Consider the following 23,852-nt stretch of genomic DNA (forward strand, 5'->3'; position numbering starts at 1 on the left):
TCAAAAGTAATCTATTGGTTTTAAGATCTTAAATTTAAGGAGTTGATAAGGGTGAGTGATGAAAAGAAGAAAGCTTTGGAAAGAACTTTAAAACAGATTGAAAAGGAGTATGGTAAAGGTTCTATTATGCGGTTAGGTGAAGCTAAAGCATTAGATGTGGAAACGATCCCAACAGGAGCTTTATCATTAGATATTGCTTTAGGTGTAGGTGGTATTCCTCGAGGAAGAATAATAGAAATATTTGGACCGGAATCTTCTGGTAAGACGACACTGGCGTTACATGTAATTGCTGAAGCACAAAAGATGGGAGGAGTAGCGGCGTTTATTGATGCTGAACATGCTTTAGATCCTAAGTATTCTAAAGATTTAGGTGTAAATACTGATGAATTATTAATTTCTCAACCTAATACTGGGGAGGAAGCATTAGAGATTTGTGAGGCTTTAGTAAGGAGTGGAGCTGTAGATATTATTGTTGTCGATTCAGTAGCGGCATTAGTACCTGAGGCTGAAATTGAAGGTGAGATGGGGGATGCCCATGTGGGTTTACAAGCTCGTTTGATGTCACAGGCTATGAGAAAGTTATCAGGAAGTATTAGTAAATCGAAAGCAACTTGTGTATTTATTAATCAGATTCGTGAAAAAGTTGGAGTTATGTTTGGTAATCCAGAAACTACTCCAGGTGGACGAGCTCTTAAGTTTTATTCATCAGTTCGGATAGATATTAGAAGAAGGAAGGCCATTAAAGATGGCGACGAAATGATAGGAAATAAGACAAAGATAAAAGTAGTTAAGAATAAGGTAGCACCGCCGTTTAAGAAGGCAGAAGTCGATATTATGTATGGAGAAGGTATTTCTAAAGTAGGTTGTATTGTAGATGTAGCAGTGGATTACGATATTATTCAACGTTCTGGGGCATGGTATTCCTATGGTGATGATATGACTTTAGGACAAGGGAGAGAAAACTCTAAACAAGCTTTAGAGGAGAATCCAGAATTATTGGCTGAAATAGAAAAGAAAGTAAAAATAAAAGCCGGCTTGGTCAATGAAGATGAAGTAGAAGTTGATGGAGATGAAAAAACTGAAGCTATAGAAAAAGATGAAGAATAGACTTAGAAAGGGTTGGTATGATTATATCAACCCTTTTTAATTTTGGTGAAGACTGAAAAAATATTTGTGGTTGTACCATTTATTTTTTCATTAGTAACCATTTTTTAACTTCAGGGATAATCACTTCAATTTTTTCTGCTTTGTCTACTACTTCAATGATTAAAGATAGTTCTTTTAAATAATTTTCTAAACAGTTCTTCCTAAAAATATCCCGGCTAATACAAATATTAAACCGATAATTAGATTACTAAAAATATTTATATTAGCTAAAAGAATTTCTTTATCTTCAAAGAGTGACATTGTTTCGTAGGCGAAAGTAGAAAATGTTGTTAAAGCACCTAAAAATCCTGTTGTAATTGCTACTCGGAGATAGGGGGAGATGGTTGTTTTTTCAAAAAAGATGGTCATCAAAAAACCTAATAAAAATGATCCTAATATATTCACTGTAAAAGTACCATAAGGGAAAGTACTATTCCATTGGGCCATCCATTTAGAAATCGTATAACGGCTTATAGCACCGAAAAAACCTCCTAATCCTATGTAAAATAACTTTAACATTATGTCTTCACCTCCCCTACCTTTTAATAAATTTATGGGATTATTAAATATAAAGACTCCTATCCACTACTAGACTTAGTAACAGATAGGAGCCATTATCTCATATTTATTTGAGCGTTTACTGGTGAGCTCCATCACCTTTTATTGATTTGTTGTATGTATTATATCATATGTATAATAATATTCAATATGAAATTAAGAATTAAATTAAAGGTATTTATTATTAATAATTATGCAAGAGATTTAATTAAATTATCTGCATAGAGGGATTAATTAGTTGTTTCGAGAATTAGAATCAAATAGGAAATATAAGAAGGAGGAATATATAGTTGAAAATTTTAGTCTTAACTGATACTCATATTCGCGGGACTACCCCTCGTAATCGTTTAGATGAATTTCCTACTATGCTAAAAAAGAAATTAATAGAAGTTAAAGATGTTATTGAGAAAAAAGAGATAGATTTTGTTTTACATGGAGGCGACCTTTTTGACCGTCCTGATACTGCTCCTTCAGTAGTTGGTGATTTTATTCATATATTACGTGACTTTAAGGTGCCTATTTATACTATTGCTGGCAATCATGATCTTTATGGTCATAACCCTAGTACATTATCACGAACAATGTTAGGTTTGCTCAATGCTTCAGGTATTATCAATATTCTAGTTCCTGATGATGAGGAGATAATAGAGTTGAAAGGGGTAAAAGTTCAGTTAAATGGTTCATCATATCATTATGATTTAGATAAATCTAATCGTGTAAGCGATTATTTAATTAAGAAACGCACTGATGTTGATTATGCTATTAATATAGTTCATGGTATGTTGCTGCCACGTCCTTTTCCAGTAGACTTAGATTATACATTGCTAGACGATATAAAAGACACGGAAGCTGATATCACAATTACCGGACATTATCATACTGGCTTTGGAGTCAAAAGGCTGTCTGAAGATAAATACTGTTTAAATCCTGGGAGCTTAGTTAGAATCGGCGCTTATGCTAGTGAGTTAAAAAGAAAGCCGCAAGTGGCTATTATTAGTTTAGAAGAAGATATAGATATTTCATTGTATAAATTAAAAGTTGCTGAAGCCGGAGAGCAAGTGTTAGACCGGAGTCAGATAGAGTTAAACGAGTATCGACAAAAAAAACTAGCTGGTTTTGTACAGGAGATAAAGAGTGCTGGTTCATTCAATTCTTTAGGTTTAAACGATATTTTGAATGAACTAGCTAATAATAAAGATTTAGATAAAGCAATAAAAGATGAAGCAAGAAGACGCTTGGAGAAGGCAGAAGAGCGATTAGTTTAGATAGAGAGTTGAGGTGAACGTTATGCAGATAATTAAGGAGATTACTATTGAAAACTTTCAATCCCATAATCAGACTATTATTGAATTAAGTGATGGATTGAATGTAATTACAGGGCCCTCTGATACCGGAAAATCAGCTATTATTAGAGCTTTAAGATGGGTTTTATATAATGAGCCATTAGGCGATGAATTTATTCAGGTAGGTACTAATCAGTGTCGTGTAGGTATATTATTAGCAAATGGATATCGAGTTATTAGAGAACGGTCTAATAGAGAAAATAGATATGTAGTAATTGATCCTACAGGGGAGAAGGAAATCTATAGTGGATTTGGAACTAAAGTTCCAAAAGATGTAACAGAAGTTCATCAGATGCCGAAAGTAACTATAGATGATGATATGGAGACGACTTTAAATTTAGATTATCAGTTGGTTGGTCCCTTTTTGCTGAATGACAGTGGTTCTACTAAAGCAAAAGTTATTGGTCAATTAACAGGAGTACATATTATTGATGCTGCTATTAAAGATGTGGCTATTGATCTAACACGGGCTAAGAGAAAGAAGAAACAAGAATTATCCGAGATAGAACGAATTGATGAACAGTTAAAAGAATATCAAGACTTACCAGCCTTAAAGAAAGAAATAAATAAGAAAGAGAAACTTTTAGGTCAGCTAAAAGAGGTTAACAATAGATTAAATAAATATTATAATCTACAAAGAGGATGGGAAGAGGTTGAAAAAGAGAGAGTTTATTTAAAAGAGGTATTAAAGGAATTAAATCAATTAGAAAAGATGGAACGACTCCTTAAAAAAATGAGTAAAAAGAAAGAAAAACTTCTTATTTTAAAGAGGTTATGGAATGATTGGCAAAAAACCAATGCTAATATAGAGAAATTAGACCAAACGCTAAATAGATTAAGCAATTTAGACAAAGTAGGGAGCTATTATCAAAAGATAGATAGTGTAGCTGAAAGACGAAAGACTTTAAACAAATTAAAGCAAAGCTTTAATGAGGTTAAAGAAGAAATAATAACTACTCAATCCAAACTTAAAGAGACAACGAATTTAGATAAGATTGAAAAGTCATTAAGTGAATTTAGTAAGTATAATAAGAAATATTTACAGCTTAAGAATATACAACAAGAGTGGAAGGTATTAATCACTGAATTAAATGAGAAGGAAAAAGTTTTAAAGAAATTAAATAATACAGATAGAGTGCAGAACTTAATTCAGCAGATGAAACAGATTAAAGATAGATTAAGAGATTTAAAACAAATTAAAGAGGACTATATGGCTAATAAACAGAGTATCAATAAAGGTAGAGAGTATATTGAGACAGTGAAGCGAGATTTAAATAAGAACTTAAATAGATATGAAAATAAGCTCAAAGAATTAAAGAGGTGTCCGCTCTGCTTTAGCCAAATTGAAGAGGGAGTGTTAGAACGAATAATTGATAATTATCAATTAGGGAGGGGTAAATAATGACAGATAAAGACTTTGCGAAAGAGATTAAAGAGTTAAAGGATAACTTAGATGCTGCTAAGACAAAACAATATAAATTTGAAGCTAGAATGGATGAATTAAAGAAGAAACGAAAGCGATTATTGGAAGAATTAGAATCGTGTGGAGTAAAACCTGAAGAGTTAGAAGAGGAAATTAAGAACTTAGAAGATAAGTTACAAAAATTAATTAGTGAAGCTAATGAATTGCTTCCTCATGATATTCTTAATGAATAAGGGAGGAATTAGATGCAAGTTAATAATGTAATAAGCAAGTTAGATAGGAACTTAATTAAACAGAAAGAAGAATACAATATTCGTAAAGGTGAGCGGAATCGATTATTAACTGATAAAGAGGAGCGAGAGAAAGAGATTAAAGAGCTTAAAGATGATATAGATATATTTGAGCAGACAAGAATTTTACTAAAAGAAGCTTCAGAATATGCTAGAGAGCAGGCTAAGCAACAGATAGTGAGCTTAGTTACTAAAGCATTACAATTCGTATTTGGTCCAGAATTTAGTTTTGAAATAGAGATTGAAGAAAAGAGAGGTCGTCCTCATGTTGAATTTTATGTAGTTTCTGATTATGGTGACCGTAGGTTAAAGAATAAACCTCAGACTGCAAGAGGGGGAGGGGTAGTGGACGTAGTTTCTTTGGCATTAAGGGTGGCAATCTTGGAATCGTATAATCCTAAAGTGGCTGGTCCTTTGGTGTTGGATGAGCCAGCTAAACATGTTAGTGCAGATTATATTGTTAATGTAGCTCAGTTTTTGAAGCATATTAACCAAATTTTTTCTCGCCAAGTAATTATAGTTACTCATGAGAACCATCTTAGTGAAATAGGGGATAAAGCATTTCGGGTAAAAGCAGAAGAAGGGGTTAGTAATGTAACAACTGATTTTCAAGCTTGACATACCTTTTGGAAAAGTATACAATGAAAAAGAGCGTCCTCTCAGCATAAAAAATTTATGTTTTTTGATAGAAAATAAGTACAATTTAATATGGAGGTGAATTTATATTTATGGTGCAAACATTAATTCTAGTAATAGTTGCTTTAGTAGTTGGCGCAGGTGTAGGTTATCTAATTAGACGCCATATTGCTGAAGGCAAGATTGAATCTGCTGAAAAACGTGCAGAAAAAATTATAGATGATGCACATCGTGAAGCAGATTCTAAGAAAAGAGAAGTACTCTTAGAAGCTAAAGAGAAGGCTCACGAGATAAAAGAAGAAGTAGAAAATGAATGTCGTGAACGCCGTAATGAGCTACAACGTTTAGAGGGAAGGCTAGTTAAGAAAGAAGAAACTTTAGAATCGAAAATGGATAATGTTGAAAGAAAAGAAAAAGTTTTAAAGCAGAAAGCAAAGAAAGTCGAAGAAAAGAAAGAAGAGATTGATGAGTTACATCAAAAGCATGTTCAGCGGTTAGAGAAGTTATCAGGTTTAACTACTGAAGAGGCAAAAGATATCTTATTAAAGAGAATAGAAGATGAAGTCGAACATGAGTCAGCAAGAATGATTAAGGAGGTAGAAAGTCAAGCTCGTGAAGAAGCTGATAAACGAGCTAGAGAGATTGTATCTACTGCGATTCAAAGATGTGCAGCTGATCATGTAGCTGAGACGACGGTTTCTGTTGTTTCATTACCTAGCGATGAGATGAAAGGACGTATTATTGGAAGAGAAGGGCGTAATATTAGAGCTTTAGAGAATTTAACAGGTATTGATTTAATTATTGATGATACTCCAGAGGCAGTAATTCTTTCTGGTTTTGATCCGATTCGTCGTGAAATTGCACGAATAGCTTTAGAAAAGTTAATAGTTGACGGAAGAATCCATCCGGCTCGTATAGAAGAAATGGTTGAGAAAGCAGAAGAAGAGATAGATTCAAGAATCTATGAAGTAGGTGAACAAGCTACTTTTGATACAGGAGTACATGGGCTAGATAGTGAAATTATTAAGTTATTAGGTAGGCTTAAATATCGGACAAGCTATGGTCAAAATGTATTGCAACACTCAATTGAAGTATCTCACTTAGCTGGTGTTATGGCTTCTGAATTAGGAGTGGATGTTAACTTAGCTAAGCGAGCAGGTCTTTTGCATGACTTAGGAAAAGCAGTTGATCATGATGTTGAAGGACCTCATGTTAAGATTGGGGCTGACTTGGCTAAAAAATATGGTGAATCAGACAAGATAATTCATGCTATTGCTGCTCACCATGGTGATATAGAAGCAGAATCAGTAGAAGCTGTATTAGTGGCGGCTGCTGATGCAGTATCTGCTGCTAGACCTGGAGCAAGACGTGAGACATTAGAATCATACATTAAACGTCTTGAAAGCTTAGAAAAGATTGCTGATTCATTCAATGGAGTAGAAAATGCTTATGCTATTCAAGCAGGGCGTGAAGTGAGAATTATGGTTCATCCAGATCACGTTTCTGATAATAAATCTGCTAAATTAGCTTATGATGTTTCTCAGCAGATTGAGGATGAGCTAGAATATCCAGGCCAGATTAAAGTGACAGTCATTAGAGAGACCAGAGCAGTTGATTATGCAAAATAATATACAATTTATAAGTTAGTTATTTTTGAACGCTCTAATCTATTAGATTAGGGCGTTTTTTCTATTTGTAATATTTAACTTTATTGAATAGGCAGGATTTCAATGAATTAATCTAGAAGATAATGATTTAATAGAGAGTTAAAGATTAATTAGGATAAGAAGTGTAGGTTTTTATTTATAAAATTTTTAGGGATGGTGAAAAATAAAATGGAGCCTGTAGCTAAAAAATATAGCAATCAATCCGAGAGCATGGAATTAATTATTTCAATTTTAATTAGATATCCACAGATTAATAAAGTTAATATTGATCCAGAAAATAAGGAATTATCATTTACTTTCTTAGTTGATTCTAAATTAGAAAAGAATCGGATTGAACAGTTTACAACTAAATTAAAGAAGAGTTTGGAACTGTTTAATCGGTTGGCAAAAATAGAACCAAGTCATCTTAAGGTTGACTTTGATGATTATGAAGTTTTAACTAAGGTTAAGGTGATTACTAGCTTATTAAGTTTAACTAAAGATAAACTTTCTTTTTTTATTCAATTTTTTCAGTCTGAATTTAGTAATGACTTATTAGTTGAAAGTATTGAACCATTACCAGAAGATGCTTTAACAGAACAAGAAGAGACTATCAATAGTCTCTTAATAAAATTGGACCATAAAAGAATGCAGCAGTCACTAACTGGTTTTAGAGATGGTGATAAAGTTCTAGTATTTGATAAAGCAATTAAATCTGTTAGCTAAATCTATAATTAATTATACAAAATCCTTAATAGATAGCTTTTGTATCTAAGTGTAGTTAGGAAGGAGAATTAGAATGAAGGTCTTAGTGATTGGAGATATAGTTGGAAGGGCAGGAAGAAGAGCCGTTAGAGAACTATTACCTAATATTAAACAGGAAGAAGAGATTGATTTTATAATAGCTAACGGTGAAAATGCTGCTGGTGGATTTGGACTTACGGAAAAAGTAGCACAGGAACTTTATGATTATGGTGTTGATGTTTTGACAATGGGGAACCATACTTGGGATAACAAAGAGATCTTCAATTTTATTGATGATGATCAGAGGTTAATTCGGCCTTATAATTATCCTCCTGGAACGCCTGGAAGAGGATATGGAATTTATAAGTTAGAGTCTGGGGGTACAATAGCTGTAATTAATCTACTAGGGAGAATTTTTTTAGATGGTGTTGATTGTCCATTCCGGAGTTTAGAAGAGTTATTAGATGAGATAGAAGCAGATTTAATTTTGGTCGATTTCCATGCTGAAGCCACCTCAGAAAAAGTAGGCTTAGGTAGATATTTTGATGGACAGGTAGCAGCGGTTTTTGGGACTCATACCCATGTCCAGACAGCCGATGAAAGAGTGTTAACTAGTGGGACAGCATATATAACCGATTTAGGCTTAACTGGTGGGATAGAATCAATTTTAGGAATGAAAGAAGAGGATGTATTAAAGAAGATGGTCACAAAACTTCCTCAACGATTTTCAGCAGCTACCGGAGATACTCAACTTTGTGGTGCAATTATTGAGTTGGATTTGAAGAATAAATTAGCTAATTCTATTACTAGGATTAGACGAGAACATTATAATTAAATTAAGCTGCTTCCTCTTTAGTTAGAAAAGTCTGAAATTTTTTTAAAAAAGAAGGAATTTTTTTCTAGGTGTCTAAATAATATTATAGTAAAGCAAAGGTATTTTTAACAAAAAGAGGAGGTATTTAATTAACATGGAAGTACTAAAGGTATCATCTAGTTCCAGTCCAAATTCAGTAGCTGGTGCATTAGCTGGGGTTTTAAGAGAAAGGGGAGGTGCTGAACTCCAAGCTATAGGAGCAGGAGCAATTAATCAAGGAATTAAGGCAGTAGCAATTGCCAGAGGCTTTGTAGCACCGAGTGGTATGGATCTAATCTGTATTCCAGCCTTTACTGATATTGAGATTGATGGTGAGGAGCGAACAGCTATTAAGTTAATTGTGGAGCCGCGGTAAATTTAATAAATTTAAACTTTTGCCTACCTATTCAAATGTTGAATAGGTAGGTCTTTTAGGTGCATATAACTTCTCATTCTTAGCATATGATTAATTAAGGAGGAGAAGTAAAGATGATAAATCATATTTGGTTTGGATTAATTTTAATTGGAGTTATAACGGGAATGTTTACCGGAAATATGGACCAGGTTTCAGAAGCAGTCTTAAAGTCAGCTGAAGATGGAGCTATGATTCTAATTAAGTTAATAGGTCCAATGTCATTATGGTTGGGTATTATGAAGTTAGCTGAAGAATCAAATTTTACCGACTTAATATCTCGGGTTATTAGACCAATAACTACACGTTTATTCCCAGAAATCCCCCCCAATCATCCAGCATTAGGCGCAATTATGTTAAATATAAGTGCAAATATATTAGGTCTAGGAAATTCTGCTACGCCACTAGGGATTAATGCCATGCAGAAATTACAAACTTTAAATCCTGACTCCCAAAGGGCTACAAATTCAATGTGTACCTTTCTAGTAATAAATACTTCTAGTGTGACATTAATTCCAGCAACGATTATTAGCCTACGTTCTGCTGCTGGTTCTAGTGCTCCAATGGAGATTATAGGTACTACTCTTTTTGCTACTACTTGTTCTACTATTGCCGGAATAATAGCAGATAGAATTTTGCGAAAAATTTGGTCTTAAGGAGGCAGAGAGATGGCTTTATATTTAAAGTATTTATCTGAATGGGCGATTCCGGTAATAGTTTTAACTATTGTTGCTTATGCTTATTTCAAGCAGGTTAAGGTTTATGAGGTATTTACTGAAGGCGCTGTAGAGGGAGTTACTACAGTGGTTAAGATAATTCCTTATTTGATAGCAATGTTAATGGCAATCAGTATCTTTAGGGCATCGGGGGCTTTAGATATCTTATTAAATATATTACAGCCTGTATTACAGTTTTTTGGGATTCCTAAAGAGATTGTTCCTTTAGGTTTAGTTAGACCACTTTCAGGGACCGGTTCATTAGGTATAGTAACTGAATTAATCCAGCAATATGGACCAGATTCGTTTATTGGTCGTTTAGCTTCTACACTTCAAGGAAGCACAGAGACTACTTTTTACATAGTAGCTGTTTATTTTGGAGCAGTTGGAATTAGAAATACTAGATATGCGATTGTAGCTGGTTTAATAGCAGATTTAGTAGGGTTTTTAGCAGCTATTTATATTACAAGAATGGTATTCTAAATTTCAAATAATTTCATATTAGATAAGAAATTATATTGGACAAGTTTAAAAATAAATTTGATATTTTAGCTAATAATCTTTATAATAGTATATGGGTGTGAAAAATGTAGCAAAGTGAAGGTGGAGACTATAATGATGAATGTTGACTTACATTTACACACTACTGCTTCTGATGGTAGTTTTACTCCTACTAAAGTAGTAGATAAGGCAGTTGAGCTAGGTCTTAAGACAATTGCTATCACAGACCATGATACTATTGGAGGAATAGAAGAAGCACAGTTAGCGGCAGTAGATAAAAATTTAGAAGTAATTCCAGGAATCGAATTAAATACTGATATATCTGATGCAGAAGTGCATATTTTAGGTTATTATATAAATACCAATGATTTAAAGTTAACAGATACTTTAAGTAAATTAAGAAATAGCAGATATAATAGAGCACAAAGAATGGTAAAAAAATTAAATCAGTTAGGGATTGACATTACTTTTAAGCGTGTCTGTCAGTTAGCAGGAGAAGGAAGCTTAGGACGAGTTCATATTGCTCAGGCTATAATAGAATCTGGTTATGTTAAAGAAATTAGTCAGGCGTTTGACCGTTATATTGGGAAAGGGTCTCCAGCCTATATTAATAGATATAAGTTGACCCCAGTAGAAGCGGTTAAGTTGGTTAAAAGGGCAGGAGGTGTACCAGTTTTAGCTCATCCCGCTTTAGCTAAGCGTGATTATTTAATACCTGAATTAGTTAATGCAGGTTTGCAGGGTTTAGAGGTTTATCATTCTGAACATGATGAAGATGATGTGCAGCATTACGCTGCTTTAGCTGAGGAGTACGAATTGATTAAAACTGGAGGTTCTGACTGTCATGGGCCGAATAAAGGTAGGACTTTAATTGGGACCGTTGATGTACCATCTTCAGTGGTCTTTAAATTGAAAGAGAGCACTTTAGATTTAGTTAGTCTTAATTCTATGAGTAGTTAGTTTGTAATTAATTAGGTGTTACAAATTAATTATGTAAGAGTCTTAATTAATTTTTAATCTATAAAAGAGGGTATTATATTAAGGGATAGTAAAGGGCACTAAATTAAATTACAAAGGAGAGATAAGATGATTAAAAAGAAGAAAAAGTTAGTTGCGGTATTACTAGCATTAGGATTATTAGCAACTTTAGTAGTTGGTTGTAATAGTTCTACGAAGAGCAGTAGTAAAAAGATTGATGAGAGTGAAGCAGTAGCTAAAGTAAATGGGGAATTAATTTCTAAAGCGAAGTTTGAGAAGAATTTACAGCAGATTAAAGCTCAATATAAGGAACGATATGGGCTAGATTTTTCTAATAAAAAGTCTGCTGGAATGTTAGCTTCAATTAAGAAAAGATTATTAGACCAAATGATTCAAGAAAAAATCTTAATGCAGAAAGCTACTGAGAAAGGTGTAAAAGTTACTGAAAAAGATATTAAAGATAGATTGAATCAAATTAAGGCTCAGTATAAGACTGAAGACCTTAAGAAGAAACTTAAAGCAGCAGGTATTACACTTGAAGACGTTAAAGATAATATTAAGAAGAATTTAATAGTTAAAAAATTAGGAAATGAATTAACTAAAGATATTAAAGTGACTGACCAAGAGTTAAAAGATTACTTTAATAAGAATAAAGAAAAGTTTGTTCAGCCGGCTAAGGTGAAAGCTAGTCATATCTTAGTAGATACTAAGAAGAAAGCTGAAAAGATTAAAGCTAAGCTTGATTCTGGAGCTGATTTTGCTAAATTAGCTAAAGAAAATTCTACAGGCCCAAGTAAAAATAAAGGTGGTAATTTAGGATACTTTAGTAAAGGTCAGATGGTTCCTGCTTTTGAAAAAGTAGCTTTTAATCTTAAAGCAGGTGAAATAAGTGATCCAGTTAAGACTAAATATGGTTATCATATTATTAAAGTAACTGATAAGAAGGAAGGTAAAAAGCTTAAATTTGCTGATGTTAAGAGTATGATTAAAGATTCATTCGTTAGTCGTAAAAAACAGAAAGTATTACAGGATTATTTGAAGAAATCATATAATGAAAGTGATATCAAAGAATTGATTGAGATTAAAGTTCCTAAAGGCAAGACAAATCCACATGCTGGTGGGGGAAATAATAATGGAAAGAGCAACCCACATGCAGGATTAGATATGAAGAAGAAAGACTCAACAAAATAAGATTTAAACGAGTAATCAGGTTTATCAGGTTAAAATCAATGCCTCTAATTTCCAGTAGGAGATTAGAGGCATTAATTATTTTTTTGCAGGAATTCACTCCTTCTATGTCGAAGCATTAGAAGTAGATGATAATAAGTTTAGATTCTGTTAACTTGTTAATAATTGAACGATATTTATTCTAATTTAAGGAGGAATTTAGATGTTGAAGGTTTTACTTAAAGGTGGACCAACTATGATTCCATTATTAATCTGTTCGGTGTTAAGTTTAGCAATTATAATTGAGAGATATTATTATTTTCGCAAGCAGGACAATAATAATTTTAGACTGTTTAAAAAGATTGAGTTATTACTTTCAAATGGTAAGGTCTCTAAAGCTAAAAATGAGGCTAAGCAAGCTAATGGTCCAATAGCAGCTATGTTTTTAAGTGGATTAGAAAATTATGGGGAGAATAGGCAGACTTTAAAAGAATATATTCAGGCAACTGGTCAAGATCAGGTTAAAGCTATGGAGAAAAGATTAAGGATTTTAGACTTTATTGTTACTGTGGCTCCGTTATTAGGTTTATTAGGAACTGTAATAGGAATTATAAATAGTTTTAATATTTTGGCGGGAGCACAGGGAATAGCAGCACCTAGTGCTTTGAGCATGGGAATTGCGGAAGCATTGATTAGTACTGCTACGGGATTAATAGTTGCGATCCCATCTATGTTATTCTATACATATTTAGATAGTAAGGTAGAAGAGAAAGTTAATGAGATGAATCAATGGTCAACTAAATTAATTGAACTTTTATCTGAAGATAATAATGATTTCAAAAGAAGTCAAAGTGGTAACATCAGGGGTGAACGATATGTTTCACAGAAGTACTAGAAAGAAGAGTAATATTCAGATTTTACCTATGATCGATGTTATCTTCTTCTTGTTAGTATTTTTTATGCTATTTACTACATTTAAGACTACCCCTACAGGATTAGATATTAACCTACCAAAAGCTAAAACTGTTAATCAACAGAAACAAGAACAATTAATCGTTAATCTATCATCAAAAGGGCATATTTATTTAAATGATAAATTACTGACTAAGGCTGGTTTAAAAGATAAGATTGCTACAAAAATTAAAGAAGACCCAGCAACAGTAGTAATTATTAAAGCTGATAGAGAAGTAGTATATAATGAAGTGGTTGAGGTTATGGATGTTGCTCGCCAGGTTGGTGCTTATAAATTAGCTCTAGCAGCAGATGATGAAATCAAGAAGCAATAACCAAAATTTAAGGTGGTTGGTTTAATGAAAAGGTATATTTTGATTTCTTTGTTAATTCATATTTTGATACTAGCTTTCTTTCCTAGTGTTTATCAAGCAAAGCCTGGCTTCAAGGTTTCTCCATTAGAACAACCAGGAGTAATAAGGTATGTTGAACTAGAAAAGAATGACCCTAACGTGATTAAAAAAATAGATTCTAAAGATAGTACTAAGAAGAATAAGAAACATGAAAATGATAAGAAAGAAGAGGAAAAGGAAGAGAAAAAGAAGCAGAAGGAAGAAAAGAAACAAGAGAAACAAGAGAAACAAGAGGAGAAGGCTAAAACTAGTAATAAAAAAGAACCGAAAGAAAAAACTAATATAGATGAGCAAAAGGTTGCTAAGCAAGAAGACGTTAATCAGAATGAATCCAAGTTAGAAAAGAACAATTCTAAATCTAAAACTTCTTCGGATGTATTGGATAGTCAAAAGGGTAAAGAGACGATAGAAGTTAGCAAGGATAAGGTAAATAAGCAAAGAGAAACTAATGATAAAGCAGATTCTAATCGAAATAAATCAGAATCTAAAAATCAACAGAGCAATACTGAGAAAGCAGATAATAAATCAGGTCAAGCTAATAATAAAGATACAGATGATAATAGTAAAGAAGAATCAAAACCACAGAAGAAGACTCCACAGATGATGGTTGCTAAGAAGTTAGTACCTGTTTATCCTAAAAATGCAGCTAATCAGAATGTAGAAGGAACTGTTAAGCTAAGAGTTGATGTGAGTGCAACAGGAAAGATTATGGATATTAGAATTCTTAAATCTTCAGGAAATAGTAGTTTAGATGGAGTAGCTAAATTAACAGTAGAGAGAGGTTGGAACTTTCATACGGCTATCAATAGTTATTCAGTCTTCTTAACTATAAATTTCCAGGCAGGAGAGAATGTAAAGGTTCAATTTAATAAGCTTGATTTATAATAATTAAGCAAATTAAGAGGTGACTAAAGTATGAGACAAAAGAAACTGGGAATAATACTTATATTAATATCAATATTATTCCTAAGTAATATTAGTTATGCAGCAATTGATAAAAATGGCAATTTGCAGATTAAGAATAATTATATTTCAATTATTGTTAATCAAGATAAAGAGAATAATGGCAGATTTGCTGTTGATGTTACCGGAGGTAATCCAGTTCGTAATAGTGATAATGGTAAACCTTTAATTTATGGAAGACCTAAACCATGGACTTCTTATACAACGATAAAGATTGATGGAGAAAATTATATTTTTGGGGGTAAAACGGAGAAACGGGCTGGACAATTTGGGAAGTATGGTACACAAGTAAAGGCTCCTTACATAACCGACCAAGGTGGTATTGAAACTGTTTATAAGTATGGTGATATAACTGTAATTCAGAGTTTAAGTTTTGTTAAGAGTAATACTACTGGTCTACCAGATACTGCTCAGATCAAGTATAAGATTAAAAATAATGGTAAGCAGCGTCATAAAGTTGGGTTGCGAGTTATGTTAGATACCATGTTAGGTACTAATGATGGTGCGCCTTTTAGAATTGGAGCTAATTCAGTTATTAGTGATAAAGTATATACTAAGAATGAATTGCCAGTTTTTTGGCAAGCGTTTGACCAGTTAACTAATCCCCATGTAACTGCTCAAGGAACAGTTAGAGGTAACCAGGTAACTGCACCTGATAAGCTTTATTTTGCAGACTGGGGTAGTCTAGCTGATGGTGTATGGAACTTTGATTATAATCCTGGAGAGAAATTTATGCGTAAAGGTGAGTTTCAACTAGATAGTGCTTTGGCTCTCTTTTGGGAACCGAACTCTATACCTCCTGGACAGAGTAGAACTTATATTACTAATTATGGATTAGGTGGAATTACGATTGTACCAGGAATCTTATCCTTAGGCGTTAGTTCACCAGCAGAAGTAGTCTTGGATAAACAGACGAAATCATTTCCAGTTGTTGCATATATCCAAAACACTGCAGAAATCAAGGCTAAAGAAGTAGTGGCTAAGATCGAATTGCCACCAGAACTAACTTTAGCAGAGGGAGAAAATCGAGATAAAAAATTAGGTAATTTAAAACCTAGTTCAACTGGACAGGTAGTATGGGAAGTAGTTCCTAAGGAAGGAACAGGAGAAGGATTAAAGTATACTGTAAAAGTAATTGCTGATAATACTGATGATAATTCGGTTGATAGGTCAGTTAAGGTTGTTGGGCCGCCGAAATTAGAGCTATCAGTATTAGGTCCTAAGGAATTAAAGGTAAAAGATAAAATTTTAAATCCAAATCCATTTAAGGTAGTAGCTAATATAAAGAATAGTGGAGCGTCTATGGCTTATGACCCTACGGTTTCTATAATTTTACCACCAGGATTAAAGTTAGTTAATGGTGAGAAAAAAGTAAAGTATTTAGGTTATTTAGAAGCGAAAGAAGAGTTAGAGATTCCTTGGCAGGTTGAAGCTACTGGAATTAATGGTGAATTGCCTTACGCTATTAAATTAAATTCAATTAATACTACTTCAAAATCGAAGTTAAATTTTTTAACCGTACCTAAATTAGAACCGGTAATCTATTTAGAGGCGCAGAATAGAGATGTTGAAGTAGGGAATTATTTAAAAGTAATCTTTAGAGCAGCTAATATTAAAGATTTTTATAGATTTCATTCTAAACTAAAGTATGACACAGATAATTTAGAAGCTGTTTATGTTTCAAGAGGAACATTATTTGTTGAAGGAAATAGATTATTAAATTGGCAACAGCCATCAATAGATAACCAAAAAGGATTGATTACTTTAGCTGGTAACTTAGATAAGGAACGAAATACTTCTGATACTATTGCTGTAATGTATTTTAAAGTGAAGAAGGCCGGAGCAGCTAACTTTAAATTAAATGAGTTATCGGTAAAGAATGAAGCGGGTAATGAAGTTGATTATAATAGTCAAGGTTTAGACTTGGTAATTAAAGGTGGAGAAGAATATGATTAATAAAGAAGGAGATGAAATAAGAATGAAGAGGTTAATTAGTACATTAATTGTTATAAGCATGATTTTAACTTTTACTCTTCCAGCCTTAGCAGTAGAAAAGATTAAAGATGTCCCTAAGAGTCATTGGGCATATCAAGATGTCAAAAAATTAGTAGATAATGGATTAATGTCTTTATATGAGGATAATACGTTTAAAGGTGAAAAGAAAGTTAATAGGTATCAATTAGCTGAAGTTGTAGCTAAGATTTTAGTGGCTATTGACCAAGAAAAGGTTAACGCTTCTAAAAGTGATATTAAAACTTTACGTAAACTGTCTACTGAATTTAGGACTGAGTTAGTAGAATTAAATCAACAAACAGATATTTTTAATAAAAGGATTAAAAAGTTGGAAGAAAAGAATAAGATTATTAAGGAAGATTTAGTTAGTACCAAAGGAGAATTAATGGAAGTTAGAAAAGAAGTTGATAAAATAATAGAAGATATTAGGGTAGAGATTGAAAATAATCTCAACGCTAGATTAAATAGAATAGAAAGACAGAATCAAAATTTAAGCAATAGAGTAACAGCATTAGAAGAAAAATTAGCAGATACTAAAGCCGAAAATTCTGGATTACAAAATAAAGTGAAGAATTGGAAATTTGCTCTAATTGGAGTAGCAGCCTTATTAATTAGTAGTCAATAATTAACTAATGCTTTTGTGTAATTGAATTAAGTTATTTAGTTTAAAAGTTTTTAATCTTTAGATACAATATAAAAATCTATAGGAGGGAATAAGTGTGGAACAGACGTTTTTTATGATTAAACCAGATGGAGTAAAAAGAAATTTAGTTGGAAAGGTGGTTAGTAGAGTTGAAGAGAGAGGTTTAAATATTAAAGCTATGAAGATGTTACAGATTTCTGATGAATTAGCTAAAGAACATTACGCTGAACATGTTGATAAACCTTTCTTTCCAGATTTAAAAGAATTTATTACTTCTGGACCAGTAGTAGCTATGGTAGTAGAAGGAGCACAAGCAATTAAGACTGTTAGAAATATGATGGGAGCTACTGATCCATTTGAAGCAAAGCCAGGTACTATTAGAGGAGATTATGCATTAATTATTGATGAGAATGTTGTACATGGTTCTGATTCACAAGAAAGTGCAGAAAGAGAGATCAACTTATTCTTTACAGAAGACGAATTAGTATAAAATCTTAATTCGGAAAAAGGAGTAATTATCTATGAATAAACTACAGCAATTATTTAATATAAAAGTCTTAATATTCACTTTAGTATTTACTTTAATATTTCCGTATTTATCTGTGATATTGCCAGTTGCCAATAATTCAACTGCTTATGCTGCAGAGCTTACTAATAAGGATGCTTATAAAGGAGTAGCACTATTCTTATTACTTACTTTAATAACTAAATATGCTGATGGAAAAGAAAGCGTTGAAAGAGGACAAGTTGAGACAGGAGAAATTGCAGATAGTGAATTAAGGATGCTAGCTAAAGTTATTCATGCTGAAGCAAGAGGAGAACCATATGAAGGACAAGTTGCAGTAGGAGCTGTAGTTTTAAATCGTGTAGAAAACTCCGGATTTCCTAATACTATCCGTGGTGTTGTCTATCAAAAAGGACAATTTACTTCAGTAAAGAATGGTCAGATTAATTTAAAGCCGAACAAGACTGCATATAAAGCAGCTAAAGAAGCTTTAAATGGTAGAGACCCATCTAAAGGGGCAATATATTTTTATAACCCTAAGAAAGCTAAGACATTATGGTGGTTATCTACTAGGGAAACCACAGTTAAGATAGCAAACCATACGTTTGCTAAGTAAGAAATTAAGACCTCTAACATTTAATTATTAAATGTTAGAGGTCTTTTATTTAATTTTATAATTAAATTTGCTAAAGTAGTTGACATTAAGAATAGAGTATGTTATATTTTAGTATATCATTACTTTAATGTGTTAAACTAATAAAGAGGTGAACAAAATGGAAAAAGAATTAAGTTTTACTAAAATGCAGACACCTAATGGAACTAAAGATTATTTACCTCTAGATGCTAAGAAGAAGCGATATTTAGAGAATAAGATTAACTCTATTTTTACTAATTGGGGTTATGATGAGGTTGTAACGCCAACTTTTGAGTTTTTTGCCGCTCTATCAGTTGGCACTGGAGCTAAATTGCAAGAAAAGATGTATAAATTCTTTGATCGTGATGGTCATATACTAGCCTTGAGACCAGAAATGACAGCACCGATTGCTAGATTAGTAGCAAATCGAATGAAAGAAGTACCAAGACCATTACGGCTATCTTACCAAGCTAATGTCTTTAGGTATGAAGCAACTCAGGCTGGAAGACAGAGAGAATTCTATCAAGCAGGTATTGAGTTAATTGGAGCTAAAGATTCTTTAGCTGATGCTGAAATTATAGCGATTGCTGTGCAAATTTTAAAGAGTGTAGGTTTAGAGAATTTTTATATTGATATTGGACAAATAGATTACTTTATAGGTCTCATGGAAGAACTCGAATTAGATAGTGAAGCAAAGGGGAAGTTACGAAAGGTATTAGCAAATAAGGATTTTGTAGCATTAAAAGAATTAATAGCTAATGCAGATTTAACAGAGGTTCAGAAAGAGAGTATACTTGTATTACCTGAGTTAAGAGGTGGAAAAGAGATTTTAAATAAAGCTAGAAAGTTCATTAATAATCAGAAATCTGAAGCGGCTTTAGATAATCTAGATGATATATACCAAAACTTGGAAAATACAGGAGTGGCAGAATATATTCATCTAGACCTTAGTATAAATCGAGGTCTTGATTATTATACTGGAATGGTTTTTGAAGGATATACACAAGATTTAGGGTTTACTATCTGTGGCGGAGGACGTTATGATAACTTACTTGAACAGTTTGGAACTGAGAGTCCAGCTACTGGTTTTGCAGTAGGAATAGATAGGTTATTACTCTCATTAGAGAATCAAAATATTCAGCTGCCAATTCAAGAAGAAAGAATATTTCTCTGTTATGAAGAGAACAAAAAAGAAGAAACAATTAATCTTGCTACAAAACTAAGAGCAAATGAAAAAGCAGTAGTTTTAGAGGTAGAAGAATGTAGTATAGATGAGAGTATCAAGTATGCAAGAGAAAAGAACTTTAATCAAGTTCTTTACTTAGGTTCAGAAGATAAAGTAGATAATTATCAATACTCTGTTGAAGAGATATTAGGTATAGAAGTTATTAAAATCAGCTAGGAGGTTTTATAGATGGTTCCATTAAAGATTGCTTTACCGAAAGGAAGGCTCTTTGACCCAGTTGTTAATATTTTGCGAAAAGCTGGGGTAGTTAAAGAGGAGTTAAGTGATGATTCGAGAAAGTTAATATTAAATAGTAAAGATGGTAAATTTAAGTTTATATTATCTAAAGCAGTAGATGTACCTACATATGTAGAGTATGGAGCAGCCGATATCGGAGTTGCTGGAAAAGATGTCTTATTAGAAGCAGGCAAGAATGTTTGTGAAGTAGTCGATTTAGGATTAGGTGCTTGTCGTTTAGTGGTAGCAGTACCTAAGGAAAGAGGAATCACTACTTTAGAAGAGCTACCAGCTAAGGGAAGAGTAGCTAGTAAGTATCCTAAGACAGCAGAGAAGTTCTTTAATCAACATGGAATTCAAGTAGAAACCATTAAGCTAAATGGTTCTATTGAATTAGCGCCAGCCGTCGATTTGGCAGAAATGATTGTAGATATTACTTCTACTGGAACTACTTTGCGGGAAAATAATCTAATTGAGATTGCTGAAATTGCTAAATCTTCAGCAAGGTTAATAGTTAATAAGGTTAGCTATAAGACGCGATTTAATGAAGTACAGGAGATTATTAAAGGAATAGAAAGGGGTTTGGGAGAAAGAGATGATTAGATTAATTAAAGCTAATGCAAAAGGGGTAGAAAAGGAGTTAGAGAAGGTATTAAATCGTTCTTCGTTTGATGAACCAGAAAAGTTAGAAGCAGTGCAAGATATTTTAGATAATATCCAACAAAATGGAGATGAAGCCGTTTTAGATTATACAGCTAGGTTTGACCAAGCAGAATTCAGTGCTAAAGAACAGTTAGTTTCAGAAGCAGAGATTAAAGAAGCGTATACGAAAGTAGATGATGAATTCCTAGCTGCTTTAGAAACGGCAATTAATAATATAAAAGATTTTCATGAACGTCAGACGAGGGAAGGGTGGATGAAGACTGACGAAGATGGAGTCATTTTAGGTCAAGTCTTTCGACCATTAGAGAAGGTAGGACTATATGTACCTGGTGGTACAGCGGCTTATCCATCTTCGGTATTAATGAATGGGGTTCCAGCTAAAGTAGCAGGAGTTGAGGAAGTAGTGATGGTTTCGCCACCAAGTGAGACAGGAGAGATGAACCCTTATACTTTAGTAGCAGCAGATAAGGTAGGAGTAGATAAGATCTACAAAGTAGGTGGAGCGCAAGCAGTAGGAGCCTTGGCTTTTGGGACGAAGACTATTCCTAAGGTAGATAAGATAGTAGGACCTGGCAACATTTATGTTACTCTGGCTAAAAAGTTAGCTTATGGTTATGTAGATATTGATATGTTAGCTGGACCTAGTGAAGTATTAGTTTTAGCTGATAAAACCGCAGTTCCACGTCATGTAGCTGCTGATCTCTTATCACAGGCTGAACATGATCCAATGGCATCGTCAATCTTAGTGACCGATTCTAAGGAATTAGCTAATGAAGTTAAGGTAGAATTAGAAGAGCAGTTAGCTGAATTATCTAGAAAGGAGATTGCGGGACAAGCGATTGAAGATTACGGTGCTATTATCTTAACTAAAAATTTAGAAGAATCAATCGAAATTACTAATCGCTTTGCTGCTGAACACTTAGAAGTAGCAGTAGACAAACCATTCGAGGCGTTAGGCAAGATTAAGAATGCCGGTGCTATCTTCTTAGGACATTATACTGCAGAGCCAATAGGAGATTATATTGCTGGTCCTAATCATGTCTTGCCAACAGGAGGTTCAGCTAGATTTTATTCGCCATTAAATATAGATGACTTTGTTAAAAAGTCCAGTATTATTTCTTATTCGAAAGAAGGCTTAGCTAAAGTAAAAGATAAAGCTATTAAGTTGGCTGAAGTAGAAGGTTTAGATGCTCATGCTAACTCAGTCCGAGTTAGATTTGAAGAGTAGAAGTTGAGAAAGGAAGGATAGAATGAGAAGTGCAGAGATCAAACGCCAAACATCTGAAACGGATATTAAATTAAATTTGGACTTAGATGGGGAAGGGAGAAGCCAAATCAATACTGGCGTTCCTTTCTTAAACCATATGTTAGACTTATTTACTAAGCATGGACTATTTAATTTAGAATTAGAAGCTAGTGGTGACTTAGAAATTGATGCTCACCATACAGTCGAGGATATCGGAATCTGTTTAGGGAAAGCTATTAATGAAGCAGTAGGAGATAAAGCAGGAATTAAGCGTTATAGTACAGAATATGTTCCTATGGATGAAGCTTTAATTTCAGTTTCACTAGATCTAAGTGGTAGAGCATACTTAGCATATGGACTAGAATTAACTAAAGAGCGAGTAGGAGACTTCGATACAGAATTAGTAAGGGAATTTATGCGAGCTGTTAGTTATAATGGAGGTATTACTCTTCACTTACGTCAATTAGCGGGAGAGAATACTCATCATATCATTGAAGCAGCTTTTAAAGCATTAGGGAGAACACTAAGGCAAGCAGTAGAGAAGGATGACCGTATTGACGGAGTGATGTCAACGAAAGGGAAACTTTAATAGGCGATAGCGAGGTGAGATTGTGATTGCGATTATAGATTATGGCATGGGTAATCTGCGTAGTGTGCAGAAAGGATTTGAAAAAGTAGGAGTTGAAGCTCAAATCACTTCTGATGCTGATGAAATATTAGAGGCAGATGGGGTTGTTTTACCAGGTGTAGGTGCTTTTGGTGATGCTATGGATAATTTGGATTCTACTGGGTTGATTCCTGTGATTAAGAAAGTAGTAAACAAAGGAACGCCATTCTTAGGTATCTGCCTTGGACTTCATTTGCTCTTCTCTACTAGTGAGGAGTGGGGAACTCAAGAGGGTTTAGATATTATTTCGGGAAATGTAGTTAAGTTTCCTAGCGATTTGGATAAGAAGATACCGCATATGGGTTGGAATCAATTAGAGATAAAGAAAGAGACGGAGATATTTAAAGGATTGGAGTCAGGAACTTTCCAATACTTCGTTCATTCTTATTATGTTCTTCCTGATGATGAGGAAGTGGTAGCTACTACAACTGATTATGGTATTGAGTTTGTATCGAGTATACAAAAAGATAATATTTATGCTGTTCAATATCATCCAGAGAAGAGTAGTCAGAAAGGATTGCAGATTTTACGTAATTTTGGGGAGTTGATATAGTGGAGGTTATTCCAGCAATAGATATTCGTAATGGGAAATGTGTAAGGTTATATAAAGGAGATTTTGAGCAGGAGACAGTTTATGGTGAGCCATTAGAGATGGCTAAATTATGGGCTGATAAAGGAGCGACAAGACTACATATTGTTGATCTAGATGGCGCTTTAGATGGGAAACCACAGAATTTAGGCTTGATTTCTGAAATTACCGATGAAGTTGATTTGCCGGTACAGGTTGGCGGGGGAATTAGAGACTTAGAGACGATTAAGCAATACTTAGAGATTGGTGTAGAACGTGTGATTATTGGTACTGCAGCTATAGAGAATCCAGAATTAGTGGTAGATGCGATCGAAGAATTTGGCTCGAAGGCAATAGTAGTAGGTATTGATGCTAAGGATGGTTATGTAGCTACTGAAGGCTGGTTAGAAACTTCGGATACTACTGCTGTTGAACTAGGTAATGCGATGAAGGAAAGAGGAGTAGAGTGGGTAGTATTTACCGATATTAGTAAAGACGGTACTCTTAGTGGTCCTAATATAGAGAGCACTCAGGAGTTAGCACAAGAGACAGAATTAAAAGTAATCGCTTCTGGAGGAGTATCTAAGTTAGCTGATATTGAAGCATTGCAAAAGATAGAAGAGTTTGGCGTTAAAGGTGTAATTACAGGTAAAGCATTATATAGTGGTAATTTAGATTTAGAAGATGCAATCGAAGTTAGTAGCAAGTGAG

At 33.6% G+C, this 23,852-nt stretch carries 27 protein-coding genes and 1 riboswitch; of the genes, 26 read left to right on the top strand and 1 reads right to left on the bottom strand.

Annotation, left to right across the window (positions count from 1 at the left end):
- Positions 1 to 51: 51 nt before the first annotated feature.
- Entirely contained in the window at positions 52 to 1,107 is a 1,056-nt protein-coding gene (recA, locus tag BM077_RS07505; protein ID WP_089749130.1) for a recombinase RecA, read from the top strand.
- 186 nt (positions 1,108 to 1,293) lie between these two features.
- Here recA and crcB read toward each other — a convergent pair whose 3' ends face one another.
- Positions 1,294 to 1,665 carry a fluoride efflux transporter CrcB gene (gene crcB, locus BM077_RS07510; protein ID WP_089749131.1) on the bottom strand — a complete coding sequence of 124 codons (372 nt, stop codon included), beginning with the start codon at positions 1,663 to 1,665 and terminating at the stop codon, positions 1,294 to 1,296.
- Between the two features lie 79 nt (positions 1,666 to 1,744).
- Positions 1,745 to 1,813, bottom strand: a riboswitch (Fluoride riboswitch).
- Between the two features lie 181 nt (positions 1,814 to 1,994).
- Between crcB and BM077_RS07515 the strand changes: the two genes are divergently transcribed.
- From BM077_RS07515 to hisA, 25 genes are all read left to right on the top strand, one after another.
- Positions 1,995 to 2,969 carry a metallophosphoesterase family protein gene (locus tag BM077_RS07515; RefSeq protein WP_089749134.1) on the top strand — a complete coding sequence of 325 codons (975 nt, stop codon included), beginning with the start codon at positions 1,995 to 1,997 and terminating at the stop codon, positions 2,967 to 2,969.
- Between the two features lie 22 nt (positions 2,970 to 2,991).
- A complete protein-coding gene (locus BM077_RS07520; RefSeq protein WP_089749136.1) occupies positions 2,992 to 4,449 on the top strand; it encodes an AAA family ATPase in 1,458 nt (485 codons plus the stop codon).
- Entirely contained in the window at positions 4,449 to 4,703 is a 255-nt protein-coding gene (locus BM077_RS07525; RefSeq protein ID WP_089749138.1) for a hypothetical protein, read from the top strand. The genes BM077_RS07520 and BM077_RS07525 overlap by 1 nt, the downstream gene beginning before the upstream one ends.
- Before the next feature lie 12 nt (positions 4,704 to 4,715).
- A complete protein-coding gene (locus BM077_RS07530; RefSeq protein ID WP_089749140.1) occupies positions 4,716 to 5,378 on the top strand; it encodes a P-loop NTPase family protein in 663 nt (220 codons plus the stop codon).
- Positions 5,379 to 5,488: 110 nt separating this feature from the next.
- Positions 5,489 to 7,024: a ribonuclease Y gene (rny, locus tag BM077_RS07535; protein ID WP_089749142.1), complete on the top strand. Its 1,536-nt coding sequence runs from the start codon at positions 5,489 to 5,491 to the stop codon at positions 7,022 to 7,024.
- Between the two features lie 207 nt (positions 7,025 to 7,231).
- Complete coding sequence (locus BM077_RS07540; protein ID WP_089749144.1) at positions 7,232 to 7,768, top strand: hypothetical protein; 537 nt, start codon at positions 7,232 to 7,234, stop codon at positions 7,766 to 7,768.
- Between the two features lie 73 nt (positions 7,769 to 7,841).
- A complete protein-coding gene (locus BM077_RS07545; RefSeq protein WP_089749147.1) occupies positions 7,842 to 8,621 on the top strand; it encodes a TIGR00282 family metallophosphoesterase in 780 nt (259 codons plus the stop codon).
- Between the two features lie 133 nt (positions 8,622 to 8,754).
- The gene (locus BM077_RS07550; protein WP_089749149.1) at positions 8,755 to 9,015 is read left to right on the top strand and encodes a stage V sporulation protein S; all 261 of its coding nucleotides are present in this window, start codon (positions 8,755 to 8,757) and stop codon (positions 9,013 to 9,015) included.
- 113 nt (positions 9,016 to 9,128) lie between these two features.
- The gene (locus tag BM077_RS07555) at positions 9,129 to 9,707 is read left to right on the top strand and encodes a nucleoside recognition domain-containing protein (RefSeq protein ID WP_089749150.1); all 579 of its coding nucleotides are present in this window, start codon (positions 9,129 to 9,131) and stop codon (positions 9,705 to 9,707) included.
- A gap of 12 nt (positions 9,708 to 9,719) precedes the next feature.
- A complete protein-coding gene (locus tag BM077_RS07560; RefSeq protein ID WP_089749152.1) occupies positions 9,720 to 10,250 on the top strand; it encodes a spore maturation protein in 531 nt (176 codons plus the stop codon).
- A 132-nt stretch (positions 10,251 to 10,382) separates the two neighbouring features.
- Positions 10,383 to 11,228 carry a PHP domain-containing protein gene (locus tag BM077_RS07565; protein WP_255361591.1) on the top strand — a complete coding sequence of 282 codons (846 nt, stop codon included), beginning with the start codon at positions 10,383 to 10,385 and terminating at the stop codon, positions 11,226 to 11,228.
- Positions 11,229 to 11,354: 126 nt separating this feature from the next.
- Positions 11,355 to 12,437: a peptidylprolyl isomerase gene (locus BM077_RS14140; RefSeq protein ID WP_089749154.1), complete on the top strand. Its 1,083-nt coding sequence runs from the start codon at positions 11,355 to 11,357 to the stop codon at positions 12,435 to 12,437.
- 199 nt (positions 12,438 to 12,636) lie between these two features.
- Positions 12,637 to 13,308, top strand: coding sequence for a MotA/TolQ/ExbB proton channel family protein (locus BM077_RS07575; RefSeq protein ID WP_089749157.1), 672 nt, complete (start codon positions 12,637 to 12,639; stop codon positions 13,306 to 13,308).
- Complete coding sequence (locus BM077_RS07580; protein WP_089749159.1) at positions 13,289 to 13,699, top strand: ExbD/TolR family protein; 411 nt, start codon at positions 13,289 to 13,291, stop codon at positions 13,697 to 13,699. The genes BM077_RS07575 and BM077_RS07580 overlap by 20 nt, the downstream gene beginning before the upstream one ends.
- Before the next feature lie 24 nt (positions 13,700 to 13,723).
- Positions 13,724 to 14,662: an energy transducer TonB gene (locus tag BM077_RS07585; RefSeq protein WP_089749161.1), complete on the top strand. Its 939-nt coding sequence runs from the start codon at positions 13,724 to 13,726 to the stop codon at positions 14,660 to 14,662.
- Positions 14,663 to 14,692: 30 nt separating this feature from the next.
- Positions 14,693 to 16,696: a cohesin domain-containing protein gene (locus BM077_RS07590; RefSeq protein WP_089749163.1), complete on the top strand. Its 2,004-nt coding sequence runs from the start codon at positions 14,693 to 14,695 to the stop codon at positions 16,694 to 16,696.
- Complete coding sequence (locus tag BM077_RS07595; protein WP_089749165.1) at positions 16,689 to 17,378, top strand: S-layer homology domain-containing protein; 690 nt, start codon at positions 16,689 to 16,691, stop codon at positions 17,376 to 17,378. Before BM077_RS07590 ends, BM077_RS07595 begins: the two co-directional genes overlap by 8 nt.
- Positions 17,379 to 17,472: 94 nt before the next feature.
- Complete coding sequence (gene ndk, locus BM077_RS07600) at positions 17,473 to 17,886, top strand: nucleoside-diphosphate kinase (protein ID WP_089749167.1); 414 nt, start codon at positions 17,473 to 17,475, stop codon at positions 17,884 to 17,886.
- Positions 17,887 to 17,917: 31 nt separating this feature from the next.
- Entirely contained in the window at positions 17,918 to 18,517 is a 600-nt protein-coding gene (locus BM077_RS07605) for a cell wall hydrolase (RefSeq protein ID WP_089749169.1), read from the top strand.
- 157 nt (positions 18,518 to 18,674) lie between these two features.
- Complete coding sequence (gene hisZ / locus BM077_RS07610) at positions 18,675 to 19,937, top strand: ATP phosphoribosyltransferase regulatory subunit (RefSeq protein WP_089749171.1); 1,263 nt, start codon at positions 18,675 to 18,677, stop codon at positions 19,935 to 19,937.
- 12 nt (positions 19,938 to 19,949) lie between these two features.
- Positions 19,950 to 20,600, top strand: coding sequence for an ATP phosphoribosyltransferase (gene hisG / locus BM077_RS07615; RefSeq protein WP_089749172.1), 651 nt, complete (start codon positions 19,950 to 19,952; stop codon positions 20,598 to 20,600).
- Positions 20,593 to 21,888, top strand: a complete 1,296-nt coding sequence (hisD, locus tag BM077_RS07620; protein WP_089749174.1) for a histidinol dehydrogenase — start codon at positions 20,593 to 20,595, stop codon at positions 21,886 to 21,888. Before hisG ends, hisD begins: the two co-directional genes overlap by 8 nt.
- 22 nt (positions 21,889 to 21,910) lie before the next feature.
- Positions 21,911 to 22,495, top strand: a complete 585-nt coding sequence (gene hisB / locus BM077_RS07625; RefSeq protein WP_089749176.1) for an imidazoleglycerol-phosphate dehydratase HisB — start codon at positions 21,911 to 21,913, stop codon at positions 22,493 to 22,495.
- 22 nt (positions 22,496 to 22,517) lie between these two features.
- Positions 22,518 to 23,126, top strand: coding sequence for an imidazole glycerol phosphate synthase subunit HisH (gene hisH, locus BM077_RS07630; protein WP_089749178.1), 609 nt, complete (start codon positions 22,518 to 22,520; stop codon positions 23,124 to 23,126).
- Positions 23,126 to 23,851 (top strand): 1-(5-phosphoribosyl)-5-[(5-phosphoribosylamino)methylideneamino]imidazole-4-carboxamide isomerase, encoded by a 726-nt coding sequence (gene hisA / locus BM077_RS07635; protein WP_089749180.1) that lies wholly within the window; start codon positions 23,126 to 23,128, stop codon positions 23,849 to 23,851. The genes hisH and hisA overlap by 1 nt, the downstream gene beginning before the upstream one ends.
- Position 23,852: the final 1 nt, after the last annotated feature.

The sequence above is a fragment of the Candidatus Frackibacter sp. WG13 genome (assembly GCF_900114655.1).
In the GTDB taxonomy this organism is placed as follows: Bacteria; Bacillota; Halanaerobiia; order Halobacteroidales; family Acetohalobiaceae; genus Frackibacter.

Coding starts and splice junctions, on each gene's coding strand:
- crcB (WP_089749131.1), bottom strand. CDS start 1,665: ATGTTAAAGTTATTTTACATAGGATTAGGAGGTTTTTTCGGTGCTATA.
- BM077_RS07520 (WP_089749136.1), top strand. CDS start 2,992: ATGCAGATAATTAAGGAGATTACTATTGAAAACTTTCAATCCCATAAT.
- BM077_RS07525 (WP_089749138.1), top strand. CDS start 4,449: ATGACAGATAAAGACTTTGCGAAAGAGATTAAAGAGTTAAAGGATAAC.
- BM077_RS07530 (WP_089749140.1), top strand. CDS start 4,716: ATGCAAGTTAATAATGTAATAAGCAAGTTAGATAGGAACTTAATTAAA.
- rny (WP_089749142.1), top strand. CDS start 5,489: ATGGTGCAAACATTAATTCTAGTAATAGTTGCTTTAGTAGTTGGCGCA.
- BM077_RS07540 (WP_089749144.1), top strand. CDS start 7,232: ATGGAGCCTGTAGCTAAAAAATATAGCAATCAATCCGAGAGCATGGAA.
- BM077_RS07545 (WP_089749147.1), top strand. CDS start 7,842: ATGAAGGTCTTAGTGATTGGAGATATAGTTGGAAGGGCAGGAAGAAGA.
- BM077_RS07550 (WP_089749149.1), top strand. CDS start 8,755: ATGGAAGTACTAAAGGTATCATCTAGTTCCAGTCCAAATTCAGTAGCT.
- BM077_RS07555 (WP_089749150.1), top strand. CDS start 9,129: ATGATAAATCATATTTGGTTTGGATTAATTTTAATTGGAGTTATAACG.
- BM077_RS07560 (WP_089749152.1), top strand. CDS start 9,720: ATGGCTTTATATTTAAAGTATTTATCTGAATGGGCGATTCCGGTAATA.
- BM077_RS07565 (WP_255361591.1), top strand. CDS start 10,383: ATGATGAATGTTGACTTACATTTACACACTACTGCTTCTGATGGTAGT.
- BM077_RS14140 (WP_089749154.1), top strand. CDS start 11,355: ATGATTAAAAAGAAGAAAAAGTTAGTTGCGGTATTACTAGCATTAGGA.
- BM077_RS07575 (WP_089749157.1), top strand. CDS start 12,637: ATGTTGAAGGTTTTACTTAAAGGTGGACCAACTATGATTCCATTATTA.
- BM077_RS07580 (WP_089749159.1), top strand. CDS start 13,289: ATGTTTCACAGAAGTACTAGAAAGAAGAGTAATATTCAGATTTTACCT.
- BM077_RS07585 (WP_089749161.1), top strand. CDS start 13,724: ATGAAAAGGTATATTTTGATTTCTTTGTTAATTCATATTTTGATACTA.
- BM077_RS07590 (WP_089749163.1), top strand. CDS start 14,693: ATGAGACAAAAGAAACTGGGAATAATACTTATATTAATATCAATATTA.
- BM077_RS07595 (WP_089749165.1), top strand. CDS start 16,689: ATGATTAATAAAGAAGGAGATGAAATAAGAATGAAGAGGTTAATTAGT.
- BM077_RS07605 (WP_089749169.1), top strand. CDS start 17,918: ATGAATAAACTACAGCAATTATTTAATATAAAAGTCTTAATATTCACT.
- hisZ (WP_089749171.1), top strand. CDS start 18,675: ATGGAAAAAGAATTAAGTTTTACTAAAATGCAGACACCTAATGGAACT.
- hisG (WP_089749172.1), top strand. CDS start 19,950: ATGGTTCCATTAAAGATTGCTTTACCGAAAGGAAGGCTCTTTGACCCA.
- hisD (WP_089749174.1), top strand. CDS start 20,593: ATGATTAGATTAATTAAAGCTAATGCAAAAGGGGTAGAAAAGGAGTTA.
- hisB (WP_089749176.1), top strand. CDS start 21,911: ATGAGAAGTGCAGAGATCAAACGCCAAACATCTGAAACGGATATTAAA.